The organism is Hydrogenophaga sp. (genome assembly GCF_026125785.1).
In the GTDB taxonomy this organism is placed as follows: domain Bacteria; phylum Pseudomonadota; class Gammaproteobacteria; order Burkholderiales; family Burkholderiaceae_C; genus Hydrogenophaga.
In genome coordinates this window covers 21,427-39,113 of the sequence record NZ_JAHCKL010000007.1, presented here as the reverse complement: position 1 = coordinate 39,113, position 17,687 = coordinate 21,427, and the positions used below count along the sequence as shown (strand labels likewise).

The 17,687-nt window shown below is 67.5% G+C and carries 16 protein-coding genes; 11 read left to right on the top strand and 5 right to left on the bottom strand.

The window, feature by feature from the left end:
* Positions 1-7: 7 nt before the first annotated feature.
* Entirely contained in the window at positions 8-805 is a 798-nt protein-coding gene (locus KIT53_RS09070; protein WP_297750904.1) for an ABC transporter ATP-binding protein, read from the bottom strand.
* Positions 802-2,748, bottom strand: a complete 1,947-nt coding sequence (locus KIT53_RS09065; RefSeq protein ID WP_297750901.1) for an AMP-binding protein — start codon at positions 2,746-2,748, stop codon at positions 802-804. Before KIT53_RS09065 ends, KIT53_RS09070 begins: the two co-directional genes overlap by 4 nt.
* 137 nt (positions 2,749-2,885) lie before the next feature.
* On the opposite strand from KIT53_RS09065, the gene KIT53_RS09060 reads away from it, so the two are divergent.
* From KIT53_RS09060 to KIT53_RS09025, 8 genes are all read left to right on the top strand, one after another.
* Entirely contained in the window at positions 2,886-3,620 is a 735-nt protein-coding gene (locus KIT53_RS09060) for a Crp/Fnr family transcriptional regulator (protein WP_297750898.1), read from the top strand.
* Between the two features lie 268 nt (positions 3,621-3,888).
* Positions 3,889-4,692 carry a pseudouridine synthase gene (locus KIT53_RS09055; RefSeq protein WP_297750895.1) on the top strand — a complete coding sequence of 268 codons (804 nt, stop codon included), beginning with the start codon at positions 3,889-3,891 and terminating at the stop codon, positions 4,690-4,692.
* 140 nt (positions 4,693-4,832) lie between these two features.
* Positions 4,833-6,695 carry a molecular chaperone HtpG gene (gene htpG, locus KIT53_RS09050; RefSeq protein ID WP_297750892.1) on the top strand — a complete coding sequence of 621 codons (1,863 nt, stop codon included), beginning with the start codon at positions 4,833-4,835 and terminating at the stop codon, positions 6,693-6,695.
* A gap of 105 nt (positions 6,696-6,800) precedes the next feature.
* Positions 6,801-8,204, top strand: coding sequence for a class I SAM-dependent methyltransferase (locus KIT53_RS09045; protein ID WP_297750889.1), 1,404 nt, complete (start codon positions 6,801-6,803; stop codon positions 8,202-8,204).
* A gap of 7 nt (positions 8,205-8,211) precedes the next feature.
* The gene (locus KIT53_RS09040; protein ID WP_297750886.1) at positions 8,212-9,555 is read left to right on the top strand and encodes an ATP-binding protein; all 1,344 of its coding nucleotides are present in this window, start codon (positions 8,212-8,214) and stop codon (positions 9,553-9,555) included.
* 53 nt (positions 9,556-9,608) lie between these two features.
* Positions 9,609-10,760, top strand: a complete 1,152-nt coding sequence (locus KIT53_RS09035; RefSeq protein ID WP_297750883.1) for a hybrid sensor histidine kinase/response regulator — start codon at positions 9,609-9,611, stop codon at positions 10,758-10,760.
* Positions 10,757-11,761: a response regulator gene (locus tag KIT53_RS09030; RefSeq protein WP_297750880.1), complete on the top strand. Its 1,005-nt coding sequence runs from the start codon at positions 10,757-10,759 to the stop codon at positions 11,759-11,761. The genes KIT53_RS09035 and KIT53_RS09030 overlap by 4 nt, the downstream gene beginning before the upstream one ends.
* A gap of 110 nt (positions 11,762-11,871) precedes the next feature.
* Positions 11,872-12,273 (top strand): hypothetical protein, encoded by a 402-nt coding sequence (locus tag KIT53_RS09025; protein WP_366521907.1) that lies wholly within the window; start codon positions 11,872-11,874, stop codon positions 12,271-12,273.
* Positions 12,274-12,336: 63 nt separating this feature from the next.
* Here KIT53_RS09025 and KIT53_RS09020 read toward each other — a convergent pair whose 3' ends face one another.
* The 3 genes from KIT53_RS09020 to KIT53_RS09010 all read right to left on the bottom strand — a co-directional run bounded on the left by KIT53_RS09020 (position 12,337) and on the right by KIT53_RS09010 (position 15,088).
* Positions 12,337-13,884, bottom strand: a complete 1,548-nt coding sequence (locus KIT53_RS09020; protein WP_297750877.1) for a ShlB/FhaC/HecB family hemolysin secretion/activation protein — start codon at positions 13,882-13,884, stop codon at positions 12,337-12,339.
* A gap of 264 nt (positions 13,885-14,148) precedes the next feature.
* Positions 14,149-14,577, bottom strand: a complete 429-nt coding sequence (locus KIT53_RS09015; protein WP_297750874.1) for an organic hydroperoxide resistance protein — start codon at positions 14,575-14,577, stop codon at positions 14,149-14,151.
* A 58-nt stretch (positions 14,578-14,635) separates the two neighbouring features.
* Positions 14,636-15,088 (bottom strand): MarR family transcriptional regulator, encoded by a 453-nt coding sequence (locus tag KIT53_RS09010; protein WP_297750871.1) that lies wholly within the window; start codon positions 15,086-15,088, stop codon positions 14,636-14,638.
* Between the two features lie 240 nt (positions 15,089-15,328).
* Here KIT53_RS09010 and KIT53_RS09005 point away from each other — a divergent pair, with 240 nt between their 5' ends.
* The 3 genes from KIT53_RS09005 (at position 15,329) to KIT53_RS08995 (ending at position 17,682) form a co-directional block, all read left to right on the top strand.
* Positions 15,329-16,102 (top strand): SDR family oxidoreductase, encoded by a 774-nt coding sequence (locus tag KIT53_RS09005; RefSeq protein WP_297750867.1) that lies wholly within the window; start codon positions 15,329-15,331, stop codon positions 16,100-16,102.
* 72 nt (positions 16,103-16,174) lie between these two features.
* Positions 16,175-16,738: a DUF924 family protein gene (locus KIT53_RS09000; protein WP_297750864.1), complete on the top strand. Its 564-nt coding sequence runs from the start codon at positions 16,175-16,177 to the stop codon at positions 16,736-16,738.
* Positions 16,739-16,773: 35 nt separating this feature from the next.
* Complete coding sequence (locus KIT53_RS08995) at positions 16,774-17,682, top strand: LysR family transcriptional regulator (protein WP_297750862.1); 909 nt, start codon at positions 16,774-16,776, stop codon at positions 17,680-17,682.
* The last annotated feature ends 5 nt before the right edge of the window (positions 17,683-17,687 follow it).

The following is a 17,687-nucleotide window of genomic DNA, read 5'->3' as shown; positions in this document are numbered from 1 at the left end:
CACCCCTTCAGTGCGACGTTCCGAGGTAGGCGCTGATGACCTCCTCGTTGCCGCGCACCTCGTCCGGGGTGCCGTCGCCGATCTTCTTGCCGTAGTCCAGCACCACAACACGGTCCGAGATGTCCATGACCACGCCCATGTCGTGCTCGATCAGCACGATGGTGGTGCCGAACTCGTCGTTCACATCCAGGATGAAGCGGCTCATGTCCTGCTTCTCCTCCAGGTTCATGCCCGCCATGGGCTCGTCCAGCAGCAGCACCTTGGGCTCCATGGCAAGCGCGCGGCCCAGGTCCACCCGCTTCTGCAGGCCATAGGGCAACTGGCCCACCGGCGTCTTGCGGTGCGCCTGGATCTCCAGGAAGTCGATGATGTGCTCGACGAACTCGCGGTGCGCCTCTTCTTCCTTTTGCGCGCCGCCGATGCCGAAGGGGTTGCGCAGTGCCTGCGCGAGCAGGCCGCTGCGGATGCGCAGGTTGCGACCGGTCATGATGTTGTCGATCACGCTCATGCCCTTGAACAGCGCCAGGTTCTGGAAGGTGCGCGCGATGCCCATTTCGGCCACCTGCCGGCTGTTCATGTGCCGGAAGGTCTGGCCGCGGAAGTTGATCGAACCCTCCTGCGGCTGGTAGACGCCGTTGATGCAGTTGAGCATGGAGCTCTTGCCCGCGCCATTGGGGCCGATGATGGCGCGGATCTCATGCTCGCGCACGTTGAAGCTGATGTCGGTCAACGCCTTGACGCCGCCGAAACGCAGGCTGATGTGGCTGACGTCCAGAATGACGTCGCCGATTTTCTTGGCACTCATGCGGCAGCCTTCACGGGAGAGAACACCTTGGCGTCGCTGAGGCGCAGCGTGGCGCTGACCGAGCCGGTGCGGCCGTCCTCGAATTTCACCTGGGTCTCGATGTACTGCTCGGCCTTGCCGCCGTAGAGTGCGTCCACGAGAACGGCGTAGCGCTCGCCGATGAAGCCGCGGCGCACCTTGTTGGTCCGCGTGAGTTCACCGTCGTCGGCGTCGAGCTCCTTGTGCAGGATGAGGAAGCGGCTGATCTGGCTGCCCGCCAGCATCTCGTCCCGGCTGAGGTCGGCGTTGACCTTCTCCACGCAATCGCGCACCAGTTCGTAGACCTCGGGTTTCTGCGCCAGGTCGGTGTAGCCGGCATAGGGCAGGTTGCGCCGCTCGGCCCAGTTGCCCACGGCATCAAAGTCGATGTTGATCATCACGCACACCTTCTCGCGCTGGTCGCCAAAGGCGACGGCCTCCTTGATGTGGGAGAAGAACTTGAGCTTGTTCTCCACGTACTTGGGCGCGAACATCGCGCCGTCGAAGGCGCCGCCCTTGATGCGCCCCACGTCCTTGACGCGGTCGATGATCTTGAGGTGGCCGCTGGCGTCGATGAATCCCGCATCGCTGGTGTGGTACCAGCCGTCGGCGGTCAGCACCTCCGCCGTGGCCTGGGGGTTCTTGTAGTAGCCCTTGAGCAGGCCGGGCGACTTCACCAGGATCTCGCCGTTGTCGGCCAGGCGGATCTGCACGCCGTCGCACGGTACGCCCACGGTGTCGGCGCGGGCCTGGTTGTCCGGCTGCAGGCAGACGAAGACGGCGGTCTCCGTGGAGCCGTACAACTGCTTGAGGTTGATGCCGATGGAGCGGTAGAAGGAGAACAGATCCGGGCCGATGGCTTCGCCGGCTGTGTAGGCCACGCGCACGCGGCTCAGCCCCAGCGTGTTGCGCAGTGGTCCGTAGACGAGCACGTTGCCCACGCCATACCAGAGCCGGTCCAGGGTGCCCACGGGCTTGCCATCCATCAGGTCGGGCCCCACGCGGCGCGCCACGTTCATGAAGTGGTGGAACAGGCCGCGCTTGATGGCGCCGGCATCCTCCATGCGGATCATCACGCTGGTGAGCAGGCCTTCGAAGACGCGCGGCGGCGCGAAGTAGTAGGTGGGCCCGACTTCCTTGAGGTCGATGTTCACCGTGCTGCCCGATTCGGGGCAGTTGACCACGTAGCCCGCCACCAGCCATTGCGAGTAGGAAAAGATGTTCTGCCCGATCCAGGCCGGCGGCAGGTAGGCCAGCACCTCGTCGGCGGGCGTCAGGCGGTCAAAGGCCGCGCCCACGCGGGCCCGGTCGATCAGCGTGTTGTGGGTGTGCACCACGCCCTTGGGGTTGCCGGTGGTGCCGCTGGTGAAGAACATGGCCGCCACATCGTCGGGCTGGCCCAGTGCCACCTGTTCCCGGAACAGGCCGGGGTGCGCGCTGGCGTGCGCACGGCCGGCCGCCAGCAGTTCCTCCAGGCCGGCGAGGCCAGGCTGGTCGTAGTTGCGCAGGCCGCGGGGATCGTCGTAGTAGATGTGAGAGAGCTGCGGGCACTGGGCCCGGATTTCCAGCATCTTGTCGACCTGCTCCTGGTCTTCCACCACCACGAAGCGCACCTCGGCGTTGTTGATGGGGAAGATGCATTCGGCGGCCACGGCGTCCTGGTAGAGCGGCACCGGAATGGCGCCCAGCGACTGGGCCGCGAGCATGGTGGCGTAGAGCCGGGGTCGGTTGGCGCCGATCACCACGAGGTGCTCGCCGCGTTGCAACCCGGCCTGGTGCAGGCCGCAAGCCAGCGCTTCCACCAGCGTGGCCATCTGCGCCCAGCTCGTGGTCTGCCAGATGCCGTATTCCTTTTCGCGCATGGCCGCTGCCTGGGGGCGCTGTTGCGCGTGGTCCAGCAGCAGCCGGGGAAACGTGGTTTGCATGCGTGTCTCCTGGTGAACCGGTCGGCCCTTTCGGGTGGGGCCGGTCGTTCATGCTTGGGCGCATGGTAGGTCTTCGTTTGACGTCGTGTTGTCGGTCCGACGACAATTTCGGGTCTACCCTGCTAGGACTTTCCCCTATGAACCCCTTCACCCCGCACCGCTCAGGCTCCATGCTGCGCGACCGCGCACGGCCTCCCACCGAGGCGGAGCTGGCCGAAATCCCCTGGCTCAGGCGCGTGAGCGAAAGCGAGCGCGCTCGCGCTGTCGAGGCCCTCGTGGTGGGCGAAGCCGAGGCGGGCGACTACATCTGCCGCTTTGGCCGGCCGGTCACCTACTGGTTCGGCCTGGTCGATGGCCTTCTCAAGATGAGCAACGACGATTCACAAGGTCCGGTGATCACCTTCACGGGTGTGGCGCCCGGCGGCTGGTTCGGTGAAGGCACGGTGCTCAAGCACGAGCACTACCGCTACAACATCCTGGCCCTGCGCAAGAGCCGCGTGGCGGGCCTGCCGGTGCAGACCTTCGACTGGCTGCTGGACCATTCGCTGGGCTTCAACCGCTTCGTGATGGAACAGCTCAACGAGCGGCTGGGCCAGTTCATCGCCGCGCGCGAGATCGACCGCCTGAACAGCCCGGACCTGCGCGTCGCGCGCAACCTGGCGGCGCTGTTCCATCCGCTGCTCTCGCCCAATGTGGGCGGCGTGCTGCGCATCACCCAACAGGAACTGGCCTACCTCGTGGGCCTCTCCCGCCAGCGCGTGAACGAGGCGCTGACCACGCTGGCGGACAAGGGTTGGATCCGCGTCGAGTACGGCGGGCTGCGCGTGCTCGACCTCGCTTCGCTGCGTTCGGGTGTGCTGGATGAGGGATGATCAGAGGATGAGCAAGACCCAAGACGACGACAGGGACGACAAACCCGCGGCCCGCACCCTCAGCCTCCGGCAGGGGGGCGGGGCCAAATCAGCCACTCCCGATCCGCGCGCGCCCCGCCGGGCGCCCGTTCGGCCGCCCGGTCCGGCGCGCGCCCGCAGCGTGTCCGCCACCCTTGCCGCGCGCCCGCCCTTGGCGCCCGAGCCGCGTCCGCCGCGTGAGCCTGTGCGCTCGAACGCGCCGCGCGCTGCCCGGCCAGCCGCTGCGCCGATGCCCCGCGATGGCGACGGCGTGCGGCTCAACAAACGCCTGGCCGACCTGGGCCTGTGCTCCCGCCGCGAGGCCGATGCCTGGATCGAACGCGGCTGGGTGCGCGTGAACGGCCAGCCCGCCGTGATGGGCCAGACCGTGGCGCCCGATGCGCGGATCGACGTGGCGCCGCAGGCGCGAGCCCAGCAGGGCGAGCAGGTCACCATCCTGCTGCACAAGCCGGTGGGCTACGTGAGCGGCCAGCCCGAGGACGGCCACGAGGCCGCGGTCACGCTCGTCGATGCCCGCAGCCAGTGGCGAGGTGACGCGCGCATGCCCGCGGGCGGCCGCCGCTTCTCGCCATCCCAACTGCGCGGCCTGGCGCCGGCTGGCCGGCTCGACATCGATTCCACCGGACTGCTGGTGTTCACCCAGGACGGCCGCGTGGCCCGCGCGCTGATCGGCGAGGACAGCGCGGTGGAAAAGGAGTACCTGGTGCGCGTGCACTACGCACCCCATGGCCCTCAAGGCGCGGGACTGGTCACGCAGAACGTACAGGCGGTCCTGCCTCCCGAGCGCCTGGCCCTGCTGCGCCACGGCCTGAGCCTGGACGGCCAGCCGCTGCGCCCCGCCCAGGTCGACTGGCAGAACCCCGAGCAACTGCGCTTCGTGCTCACCGAGGGCAAGAAGAGGCAGATCCGCCGCATGTGCGAGCAGGTGGGCCTGCACGTGGTGGGTCTCAAACGCATCCGCATCGGGCGGGTGGTGCTGGGCAACCTGCCGCAGGGGCAGTGGCGCTACCTCGGGGCGGACGAGCGCTTCTGAACCGCCGTGACGGGGTAAGGCCGCCTGCGGCCCCGGGACTTGAAACCCCGGGGTACCGCCCATAATTCCGCCTCGCTCAGCCGCCGCTCTGGCGGCATCGGCACCTACCGATTCGTTTCTCCCTTCTTCCGCAGACTTCCATGAGCAAACAAACCCTGTCCTTCCAGGCCGAAGTGGCGCAACTGCTGCACCTGGTCACGCATTCCCTGTACTCCAACCCCGACATCTTCCTGCGCGAACTGGTGTCCAACGCGTCGGACGCCTGCGACAAGCTGCGCTTCGAGGCCCTGAACAACGCCGCGCTGTTCGAGGACGCGCCCAACCTGGAGGTGCGCGTGGCCTTCGACCGTGAGGCACGCACCATCACCATCACCGACAACGGCATCGGCATGAGCGCGCAGGAGGCCATCGACCACCTGGGCACCATCGCCAAGAGCGGCACCCGGGATTTCATGAGCCGCCTCTCGGGCGACCAGAAGCAGGACGCGCAACTCATCGGCCAGTTCGGCGTCGGCTTCTATTCCGGCTTCATCGTGGCCGACCGCATCGTGGTGGAGTCGCGCCGGGCGGGCCTGCCGGCGGCCGAGGGCGTGCGCTGGACCAGCGGCGGCAGCGGCGATTTCGAGGTCGAGACCATCGAGCGCGCGTCGCGCGGCACCAGCGTGATCCTGCACCTGCGCGAAGATGCCAGTGAGTACCTAGACCATTGGAAGCTCAAGTCCATCATCGGCAAGTACTCCGACCACATCAGCCTGCCCATCCTGATGCAGAAGGAAACCTGGGACGCCGAGAAGAGCGCCTACGTGAGCCAGGACGCCTGGGAGGCGGTCAACTCTGCCAACGCGCTGTGGGCGCGCAGCAAGAAGGACATCAGCGACGAACAGTACGCCGAGTTCTACAAGAACATCAGCTACGACACGCAGGACCCGCTGGCCTGGAGCCACAACCGCGTGGAAGGCAGCACCGAATACACGCAACTGCTCTACATACCGGCCAAGGCGCCCATGGACCTGTGGAACCGCGACCGCAAGGCCGGCATCCGCCTGTACGTGCGGCGTGTGTTCATCATGGACGAAGCCGAGGCGCTCATGCCCGCCTACCTGCGCTGGGTCAAGGGCGTGGTGGACTCGTCGGACCTGCCGCTCAACGTGAGCCGGGAACTGCTGCAGGAAAGCCGCGACGTGAAGGCCATCCGCGAAGGCAACACCCGCCGCGTGCTGGGCATGCTGGACGACCTGAGCAAGGATGGCGAGAAGTACGCACGCTTCTACGCCGAGTTCGGCGCGGTGCTCAAGGAGGGCCTCGGCGAGGACTTCGGCAACCGCGACAGGCTGGCCAGGCTGTTGCGCTTTGCCAGCACCACGGCCGCCGAACCGACCTCGCTGGCCGACTACAAGGCCCGCATGAAGGAAGGCCAGCAGGCCATCTACTACATCACCGCCGACAACCTGGCCGCCGCGCGCAACAGCCCGCAACTGGAGGTGTTCCGCAAGAAGGGCATCGAAGTCCTGCTGATGACCGACCGGGTGGATGAATGGGCCCTGTCCTTCCTGACCGAGTTCGATGGCACGCCGCTGCAGAGCGTGGCCAAGGGCGCGGTCGACCTGGGTTCGCTGCAGGACGAGGAAGAGAAAAAGGCTGCGGAGGCTGCTGCCGAGGCCTTCAAGCCGGTGCTGGAGCGCCTGCGCGAGAGCCTCAAGGACAAGGCCAAGGACGTGCGCGTCACCTCCCGCCTGGTGGATTCGCCCGCCTGCCTGGTGGTGGAGGACGGTGACTACTCCACCCAGCTGGCACGCCTGCTCAAGCAGGCCGGCCAGCCGGTACCGCAGGTCAAACCCATTCTGGAGGTCAACGCCGACCATGCCCTGGTGAAAAAACTCGAGGGCAGCGCGCACTTCGACGACCTGGCCCACATCCTGTTCGACCAGGCCCTGCTGGCCGAAGGCGGCTTGCCGGAAGATCCCGCCGCCTATGTGAAACGGGTGAACGCGCTGCTGGTGTAGACGAAAGACCGCAGGCTCCGGGTGGCCCTACACTCGGCCGTGGGGAGAGTCCTTCCAGGGGCAGAGCACTGCAACTGTCCTGCCCAATGAACCACCGGTCACACCGTGAGCCTACAGCGCCCTTTTGATCACGTCGTCACGTTCCGCAACAGCCAGGGAGACAGCGCACGCGGAACCTTGACGAGCCTGCAGCGACGCTCGCTCGTGATGGAGATCTACAACCCCTACTCCATCGTGCAGGTCAGCGAGGTGCTCAACGAGCTGACCATACGCTCGGGCGAGCGTCACCTCTACAGAGGAAAAGCCGTCGTCGTCAGCCTGCTCAACACCGGGCTGATGGCGGTGGTGTCGGTCACGCTGATCGACGAATGGAACGACCTGGGTGGTATCGGTCACGATGCCCGCACCGTCTCGGAGGCGGTCAGCCGTTTCATCTCCGACTGGGAGTCGCGTTACCAGGTGGGCGAGTCCTACCAGGTGGTGGTCAACGAGATGCGGGCCTATTTTTCCGAGGTGACGCGCTGGCTCGACCAGGCCGACATCATGGCCGGGCTGCCGCGGGATGCGCAGGGCCGCGTCCGCGACGACATCTTCTTCGAGATCGGCCGGCCCTTGCTGCAGAAAGGGCGCCAGTACCTGCTGCGCTTCGAGGCCGAGGCCGCCAAGGTCGCGCCCGAGCTGGAGCCGGTGCACCGCGCCTTTGCCCAGGCCGCCATCCATCCCCTGATACTGCGCGCGCCCTTTGTCTACCGCACCTTTGCCAAGCCGCTGGGGTACGCCGGCGACTACCAGATGGTCAACCAGATCCTGGGCAACCCGCGCGAGGGCCCCAGCACGTATTTCGAGCTGGTCAACTACATGTTCCTGCAGGCCGGTGTGGCGCAGGCCCACCGCAACCGGGTCGACATCCTTCAGGAGCGCCTGCGGGACCTCGCTGCCCGTGCGCGCGCATCCAACGGCACCTTGCGCGTGCTCAACGTCGGTTGCGGGCCGGCCGCGGAGCTGCAGCGCCTGGTGGGCGGTGACCTGGACCTGGACCACCTGGATGTGGTGCTGATGGACTTCAGCGAGGAGACACTGGCGTTTGCGCGCCAGCGCATCGAAGAGGCCGCGGCCGCGGCCGGGCGCCCGCCACCCCGCATCACGCTGCGGCACGAGTCGGTTCACCAACTGCTCAAACGCTCGGCACGCGATGAGGCGATCGCGCCGGAGGACCGCTTCGACTACATCTACTGCGCCGGCCTGTTCGACTACCTCGCCGACAAGGCCTGCGCGCGCCTCATCAGCTATTTCGACAGCCGCCTCAAGCCAGGAGGCTCCTTGCTGGTGACCAATGTGCACAGCTACAACCCGGAGCGCTACTGGATGGAGCACTTCATGGAGTGGTACCTGATCTACCGCGACGAAGCTGGCATGGAGCGCCTGTTCCCCGCCAGCCTGTCGCGGACACAGACCTACACCGACGACACCCGCATCAACCTGTTTGCCGAGGCCGTCAAGCCGGCCTGACCCAGCGATGCGCACACCCTCCACGGCGACCGGCCTGCTGCCCGCGACCTACGAGGATGCGCTCAGGCAGCACCTGAGGTTCTACAGCCGGGTCACCTGCAAGGTGGCCATCCTGCTGATCCTGGGCGGCGTGGGGCTCGATGCCGCTTTCTATCCCCAGCACCAACTGGCGTTCGCCATCGTGCGCGTGGTGGTCGGCCTGCTGATCCTGGCCACCCTGCTGAGCTACGACTCGCCGTTTGGCGAGCGCAACATCCGCGGCCTCACCTATTTCTGGATCGCGCTGCCGCAGCTCATGATCTCCTGGATGATCTTCCACGCCGATGGAGAGCAATCCATCTATTTCGTGGGCCTGACCTTCGCCATCTCGGGCATCGGCTTCTTCCTGCCGCTGTCCGTCGTGGAGGCCTTCCTGTTCAGCGCCTCCACACTGGCCATGTACGTGCTGGCCTGCGTCGCGCGGCCAGGGGGGGTGCAGAACTGGGAACTGTTCCTGGGCCAGATCATCTTCATCGTGTTCTACGCCGTCATTTCCGTGGTCATCTCCATCTACAGTGGCAAGTGGCGCAAACAAGCCTATGCCCTCCAGTCGGAGGTGCAGGACAAGAACAGGGAACTGATGGAAACCAACCGCACACTGGCCGAGGTGAAGGGGCAATTGCTGCAGCGCGAGAAGATGGCCGCCATCGGCACGCTGTCCGCGGGCCTGCTGCACGAGCTCAACAACCCAGTCAACTACAGCCTGATGGCCATCAACATGGGGCTGACCTCGCCGGCCACCGGCCAGGACGCCATGCTCAAGGAAAGCCTGGTCGACGCGCGCGAGGGCATGCAGCGCATACAGAACATCGTTTCCGATCTCAAGACCTTTGCTTATCAAAAGCCGGGCCAGGACAGCCAGCGCGTGTTTTTGCTGGAGAATGCCGTGCGCTCGGCGTTGCGCCTGGCGGGTCATGAGCTCAAGGGGGTTGACGTGAAGGTGGACTTGCCGCAGGACACCCACGTGCTGGGGGATGAGCCCGCCGTCATCGGCGTGCTGATCAACCTGTTCAGCAATGCCGCCCATGCGCTGCAGGCCGCGCGGCGTGCGCAGCCCCGCATCGACGTGCGGGGTCATGTCCGGGACGGCCGTCTGCACGTATCCGTGCGGGACAACGGGCAGGGCATCGCCCCCGAAGACCGTGAGCGTGTGTTCGAGCCCTTCTTCACCACGCGCGACGTGGGGGCGGGCCTGGGCCTGGGCCTGAGCGTGAGCTACGGCATCGTGCAGCGCCATGGCGGAAGCCTGTCGGTCGACAGCGAGGCGGGGGCCTGGACCGAGTTCACCTTTGATTTGCCGAGACCACAATGAATACACAGGATCAGGGAGCAGCCACAGGACCACGGGGGCCGTACAAGGTTCTCATGGTGGACGACGAACCGCAGGCCTGCAAATGGTTTGCCCGCCTTTATGGCAACGAATTTGCGGTGCTCACCGCCCACGACGTCGAGCAGGCGCTGGCGCTGCTGGCCGAGCGCAGCCACGAGGTTGCGGTGCTGCTGACCGACTACGCCATGCCGCAGCGCAATGGGGTGGACCTGCTGGCCCAGGTGCGCCAGCGGTACCCGCACGTGGCGCGCGTGCTGGTCTCCGCGTACGCCGACAAGGACGTGGCCCTGCTGGCCGTCAACCAGGGGCAGGTGGAGAAGATCCTGGAGAAACCGCTGGACGAGGAACTCACCCGGCAAGCCCTGCGTGAAGCCCTGGCCACCGGGCTGGAGCGCGCCCGCCAGCAGGAACTGCTGGACCGGCGTGCTTCCGCGCTGCGCGAGACGCTGGGCTTCCTCGCCCACGAAGTCACCTCACCACTGGCCACCGTGCGTGGCTACCTCACCGCCATGCGCGAGCGCCACCGCGATGCACCCGACGGGCAGGACGGCGTCGCCCACATCGAACAGCAGAAGCCGGGTGACGTGCTCTTCATGATCGAGGCCGCCCAGCGGCGCGCGGCCTATGCGCAGTCGCTGATCTCCACCTTCGTGCTCAGCGCGCGCGACGCCAGCCGCGGCGACACGTCCGCCAGCCTGCTGGCCAGTGATCTGGTGCGCGCCGTGCGCGAGGAATACCCGTTCGAGGACGGCGAGTCCGCCTGGCTGGTGCTCGACGTGCAGCAGGACTTCATGCTGCCTGGCCGGCGAGACCTGCTCTACCTCGTGCTCTGTACCCTGGTGAAGAACGCCATGCTGGCCCTGCGCGCGTCGGCGCCCGCCCGGCCCGAGGTGCGGCTGGCGCTGGACCGGGCCGCGCCCGCGCCCGGCCTGCCGGCGCAGCCCGTTATCCGTGTGAGCGACAACGGCCCCGGCATTCCACCCGAAGTGCTGCGCCGGCTCACCCTGGAGCCGGTCACCACCCGTGCGGCGTCCGGGGGCAGTGGCATGGGCGTGCTGTTCTGCCAGCGCGTCATGACCTCGCTGGGCGGCACCATCGACGTGCGCTCAACCCCCGGCCAGGGCGCCGCCGTTTCGCTCTACTTCCCGTCCACTCCACCCGCCCCCGTGTCCAAGGAGCCCCGATGACACCCGACAAGATCCTCTACGTGGACGACGAAGCCATGGCGCTCAAGTACTTCGAGCGCCTGGTCAGCCCGCTGGCGCCCGTGCTCACCGCCGGCTCCGTGGAGGAGGGGCGCGCAGTGCTGCAGGCCCACGGCGCCGAAGTGGCCGTGCTCGTGTGCGACCAGCGCATGCCCGGTGAACATGGCAACGAACTGCTGCGCCACGCGCGCGCCTACTACCCCGGCATCGTGCGCATGCTGACCACCGCCTATTCCGACATCGGCGACGCCATCGAAGCCATCAATACCGGCGAAATCTACCGCTACATCAACAAGCCCTGGGAGATCGAAAGCCTGCGCGCCGACCTGCGCAACGCCCTGGACCTGGCCCAGTTGCGCAGCGAACGCGACAACCTGCTGCGCGACAAGCTGCTGGCTCAGCACAGCCAGTTGCGCGCCAGCCGCATGGCCGCCCTGCTCATGGTGGGAGCGGCCGTGCAGGCCGACGGCCACGAAACGGCTCTCTACCGCTATGGCCAGACCGCCCTGGCCAGCGGCTTCGAGTCTCCCGAAGTGGACTGGCACCGCTGGGACCATGCCGACCTCGTGCAGGCCGAAGCCCGGCGGGGCGCGGCCATCGCCGCGCACCTGCGCAGCTGGCTGCAGACCTTTGGGCCTGCCGATGATGCCCCCGCCGCGCAGGCGCTGGCCGCGCTGGCGCAGGCCATTGGAGGCGAGACCCAGCAACCGGACACAGGCGATGCCTTGCTGCGCCTGCCCGACGGCAGCGCCTTCACCCGCCTGCTGTCTGCTCCGGTGGGCGAACCCCCGGCCGCCGACCACTGCGCCTGGCTGGCGTGGCTGCTGTGGCAGCGCGGCCAGGCCCAGGCCCGGCCTGCTTCCGCCGGTGAACCGGCGGGCGCCTGGCTGGTCCACCTCAGTGCGGCGGCCGACACGCCGCCACGAGACGACTGGCTTGCCGACCTGGTGGAGCGCGTGGGCCAACCCGCGCACGCCGATTGAACGGCCCGCCAAGGCGCCAAACGCAACCAGCCGTAACCGTTGCCAGGGGAGCCGGTACAGGCACGGACAATGGGGAACTTCCCAGGCCGCAGCGCACACCGACAACGACCATGACCTCTTTGCACGCCAGCCGTTCACACCCACCCGCCACCGGGCCGCAGGCGCGGCGCGGAGGCCTTCCTGTCGCCCTGGCCTTGGCCGCCCTGGTGCTGGCTGGCTGCGGCTCGGTCGGTGCCGGCGTGGGCATTGGTGTACCGGTCGGCCCCTTTTCCATTGGCGTAGGCGTGGGCACCGGTGGCGTGAGCGCCGGGGTCAGCACCGGCGTGGGTCCCGTGGGTGTGGGCGTTGGCGTCAACCAGCGCGGCCAGGTCAGCGCCGGCGCCGGTGTCGGCACCAGCACCCAGATCGGCAACAGCAACGCCCGCGTGGGTGTGGGCGTGGGCACCAGCACCGTGATCTACGACCCCAACGACCCGAAGCAGAAGCAGGCAGGGCACGAAGTCGCGCCCTGAAGGGGCGTCGCTCAGTCAGTTCACAGTTCACCACCGGTGGCTGGTGGTTGACTGCCGTACCGTTCACTTGCATTGCTCGATGGGCAGGATATCCGTGCCGCCGTCGCCCAGCGCCGTGGACAACTCGTTGCGCACCAGCCAGCCGCTGTCGCCAGTAAGGCTGGTTTCGCCATCGAAGCCGCGCACGGAGTAGCGCCCCCCGATGGCGAACCGGTCTTGCGGCGTGAGTGGCGTGTGGTGCTGCTGCACGCGCAGACTTCCGCTGTAGCGCCAGGCACGACCGGCCCAGTCAAAGGGCGTCTGCAGGCTGGCGTCGAAGGTGCTGAGCCGCAGGCGCGACGTGCCTTCGCCCAGCGCCTCCTCTGCGGCAGGCAGGGCGCCGAAGGCGCCGGTGCCACGCCGGTGGGTCAGGCTCAGGTCCAGTGTGGCGCGGCCCAGGTACGCTCGATGTCCCAGAGCGGCCTCCCAACCGCCCACGCGGCGGTGCTGGTCCTCGATCTCGACGTCGCGGATGAAGTTGCTGGATTGCCGCGCGAAAGCCTTGAGGCTCAAGGTGGTCTTGCTCGTCGCATCGCGGTGGACCAGGCGCGCCAGCCGCAACTCCTGGCTCGCGCTCTGGCCGCTGTAGACCAGGTCTTCCAGTGGATCGCGCACGGTCTGGTGGTAGCGGCTTCGGCTGGCGGTGAAACCCAGTTGCCAGTAGCCCAGGGGCAGGCTGTAGTGCACGGTGGCGCCGCGCGTTCCGTAGCCGCCATGGCCATCGCCGCCGCCCAGGTCGCGCTGGAGCGTGAGGTAGAACAGGTCGTTGAGCGTGAGCCCGTGGTCGTAGCTGACCGTCAACTGACCCTGGTATTTGCCGGTGCCGTGCCCGCCGCTGTCGTCCACGCCGAGGTTCACACGCAGCAGTTGCTTCTGCTCCCAGCGGATCACGAGGTCGCTCAGTCCGGGGGCGTCCTGCGGACCGTCGGCAGGCACGATCTGGATGTCCGCCTGCACCGTGGGTACGCGCTGGAAGTTCTCCAGGGCCTGTTCGATATCGCGCAGGTTGAGGATGTCGCCCGGGCGGGCGGGCACCGCGTTGACCGCCGTGGCCCGCTCACTGACCGGAGGCGCAAAACGGATGGCGCGTATGCGGCCGGGCAAGACCTGCAGCTGCAGCTCGCCAGTGCTCAGGTCCTGTGCAGGGGCGAATACGCGGCTGGTGACAAAGCCACGCGCGACCAGCGCCTGTTGCGCGCGGTCGATGAGTTGCGCGACGCCGCGTGCGCCCAGGCACTTGCCGACGGGGGTGTCGCGGCCATCGGGTCCGTCGAGTGTTTCGCGCAGCCAGCCGAAATGAGCGGCATCCGTGCCGGGCACTCCCGTCAGTGTGATGCGCCCGAGCGCAAAGCAAGGCCTTTCATCCGCGATCAGCGGGCCGCTGGAAGCCGTCGAGGCACCACCATCCAGGCGCGCGTCTGGCTGTGTGAGCAGCCGGCGCTGAAGTTCGGCCTCGCGCTCCTGCGCGCGGCGTGCTTCGTCCGTGCCGATGTTCTGGGCCTGAACCTGCACGACGGTGCAGAGCAGGCACAGTTGCGCGCCCAGGCGCACAAGCGTTTTCGTTGCAGGCACCGGTCCTCCCTCGGGGTGCTCGGGAGTTCGCGCCCGGCCTTGTGTGCAAGGCGTGGTGGGCTCAGGTGCGCGGACTCCCTGGTTTTCGTGGCGCCTCGGCCAGTTGGCCCGGCGATGGCGCGGCGAGTCTGGACCGATCGGGGAGTGCTCAGCTCAATTCGGATCGAATGACTGTTTTGATGGATTGGACGGCGATTCCAATGGAACAAAAAAGCGCACCCGGCAGATCCACCGGGTGCGCTTGCCGAGCCAGGGGCTGGCGGGTCAGACCACCGTGATGGTCACATCGATGTTGCCGCGCGTGGCGTTGGAGTACGGGCACACCTGGTGCGCGGTGTTCACCAGGTCCTCCGCCACGGCGCGGTCCAGGCCGGGCAGGTTCACCGCGAGGCGAGCGGCGATGCCGAAGCCCGCCGGGATGGGGCCGATGTCCACCTCGGCGTCGATGGAGGCGTTGGCGGGCACGGCCACTTTCTTCAGGCTGGCCACGTGCTTGAGCGCGCCCATGAAGCAGGCGGAGTAGCCGGCGGCGAAGAGCTGCTCGGGGTTGGTGGCGTTGCCGGCACCGCCCATGGCCTTGGGCGGGGCGAGCTTCACGTCGAGCAGGCCGTCGTCGGTGCGCGAGGCGCCGTCGCGGCCGCCGGTGGTGTGGGCGCGGGCGGTGTAGAGGACTTTCTGGAGTGAGGTGGGCATGGTGGGCTCCTTGGGGTGGGTGCTGTGTGCAGCGGGGTGGTAACGGGGAAGAGGGGGTTCAGGCGGACAGCCGGTCGCGCAGGGTCTGGATCTGGCGGGTGAGCGTCAGGGCTTCGGAAACCTCGCACTGCGCGGCTTGCAGCACGCAGCCGGGAATGCGGGCCGCACGGGTCTTGAGGCGGCGGCCGGCGGGGGTGAGGCGGATGAGCACGCGGCGCTCGTCCTGCACGTCGCGAAGGCGGGTGACCAGGTCGGCGGCTTCGAGGCGTTTGAGCAGCGGGGTGAGGGTGCCGGAGTCCAGGTGCAGGCGGTCGCCCAGCTCGGAGACCGTGACGCCGTCGTTCTCCCACAGCACCAGCATGGCCAGGTACTGCGGGTAGGTCAGGCCGAGTTCTTCCAGCAGCGGCTTGTACAGCTTGGTCATGGCCAGGGAGGCCGAGTACAGCGCGAAGCAGAGCTGGTGGTCCAGCCGCAAGGCTTCGTGACTGCTGGAGATGCGTGGCGTGTTCATGGAGGGGAATTCTGCGTGTCAATTAGATTGTGTGCAATTTAATTGTGAATATCATTATTGGTATATGGGTCATGGCGGCGCCGGTTGCCTGTGCCAGGGGCATGTGGTAGCGGCGTGGTGGCGGGCATGGGTTGGCATTGGTGGGCGTTTCTGGACAATCCATCCACGCGTGGCCGGTTTATCGGCGCGGCCGGTTTGCCTAAGCTGACCCTTCCACCCATTACTGAAGGGAAGCACACCATGGCAGACCATTCCATCCGCGGCAAAGTCGCGCTCATCGCTGGCGGCGCCAAGAACCTGGGCGGCCTGATCGCCCGGGACCTGGCGGCGCAGGGCGCCAGCGCCATCGCCATCCACTACAACAGCCCGGCGTCGAAGCCGGATGCCGAGGCCATCGTGAAGGCGGTCCAGGCCGCCGGTGCAAAGGCGGTGGCCTTGCAGGGGGATCTCACGACGGCGAAGGCGGTCGAGAAACTGTTTGCCGACACGGTCGCGGCCGTGGGCCGGCCCGACATCGCCATCAACACCGTGGGCAAGGTGCTCAAGAAGCCGATGCTGGACATCTCCGAAGCCGAGTACGACGAGATGACGGCCGTCAACAGCAAGGCCGCCTTCTTCTTTCTCAAAGAGGCGGGCAGGCATGTCAACGACAACGGCAAGATCGTGACGCTGGTCACCTCCTTGCTGGGCGCGTTCACGCCTTTCTATGCGTCCTACGCGGGCACCAAGGCGCCGGTGGAGCACTTCACGCGGGCGGCGGCCAAGGAGTTCGGTGCGCGCGGCATTTCCGTGACGGCCATCGGCCCGGGACCGATGGACACGCCTTTCTTCTATGGCCAGGAGGGGCCGGATGCGGTGGCGTACCATAAGACCGCGGCTGCCCTGTCGCCGTTCTCGCCGACGGGTCTCACGCACATCGAGGACGTGGTGCCCTTCATCCGCCATCTGGTCAGCGACGGCTGGTGGATCACGGGCCAGACCATCCTGATCAACGGCGGCTACACCACCAAGTGAGGCTCTCATGCGCACTGTGATCATCATCGCCATCGGCCTGGCGCTGGCCTGGGGCTTGTGGTGGTTGCGCTCATGACGGTCGACGCGGTGGCGGACCTGCCTGCGCAGGGGCAGGCCCTGGTCCGTTTCTGGCGCGAGGCCGGCATGGCCGAGTGGTTCGCAAAATCACCGGACTTCGACCGGCGCCTGCGCGAGCGCTTTCTGCCTTTGCACGAAGCCGCCGCCGCGGGTTGGCACGACGACTTGCAGGCCAGTGCGCAGGGTGCGCTGGCGCTGTTGATCCTGCTGGACCAGTTTCCCCGCAACGCCTTTCGCGGTACGGCGCGCATGTTCGCAACGGACGCCCATGCCCGGCGGATCGCCCGCCAGGCGGTGTCCCATGGACAGGACGCGCAGGTGGAGGCCGGTTTGCGCCTGTTCTTCTACCTGCCCTTCGCGCACTCGGAGGACCTGGACGACCAGCGCCTTTCGGTGACGCTCAATCGGCGACTGGGCCAACCCTGGCTGGAGCACGCGCTGGGCCATGCCGAGATCATCGAGCGCTTTGGCCGCTTCCCACACCGCAACACCTTGTTGGGGCGCGGCATGACCGAGTCCGAGCAGCGCTTCCTGGACGAGGGCGGGTTCGCCGGCTGACACGCAAGGCATCGACGTCATGGCAGGCCGTACGCATGGATAGGCTCGATCGGTACCGCGTGTTCATCGAGGTGGCGGAACTCGGCAGCTTCATCAAGGCGGCGAACAAGCTGGAGTTGCCGCGCGCGTCGGTCTCGGCGGCGATTCAGCGCCTGGAGGCCCAGATCGGTGTGCGCCTGCTGCACCGGACCACGCGCCAGGTGCGGCCGACGGCCGACGGCGAGCAGTTCCTCGAACGTGTGCGTCCGCTGGTGGTCGAGCTGGAGACCGTGGACCAGTTGTTCCAGGGCAGTCAGCGGCAGGTGGTCGGACGGCTCAGCGTCGACGTGCCCAGCCGCATCGCCCGGCGCGTGGTGGCGCCGGCGCTTCCCGGCTTCCTGCGCCGGCATCCCCGCATGCAACTGGTTCTGGGCTCCACCGACCGCGCCATCGACCTGGTGCAGGAGGGGGTGGACTGCGCCGTGCGCATCGGCCTGCTGCACGACAGCAGCCTGGTGGTGCGTCCGCTGGGTCGCATCGGCCTGGTCAACTGCGCCAGCCCTTCCTACCTGCGTGAGCACGGCGAACCCCTGGCGGCGGACGATCTGCCGCACGGCCACTGGGCCGTGGGTTACGCCTCGCCCAGAACGGGGCGGTCCATGCCGTGGGAGTACCTGCGGGGCACCGATGGCGTGCGCACGCTGGACGTGCCCAGCCGCGTCGTCGTGAACAACGCGGAGAGCTACATCGCCTGCTGCCTCGCGGGCCTGGGCCTGATCCAGATCCCGCGCTTTGACGTGCAGCACCTGCTGGACCAAGGAGATCTGGTGGAGGTCATGCCGGACAGCCGGGCGGCACCCATGCCCGTGTCCCTGCTTTACCCGCACCGCCGCCAGCGGTCGCGGCGGCTGGAGGTGTTCCAGGACTGGTTCGAGACGTTGATGAGGCCGCACCTGGAGGCCTGACCGCG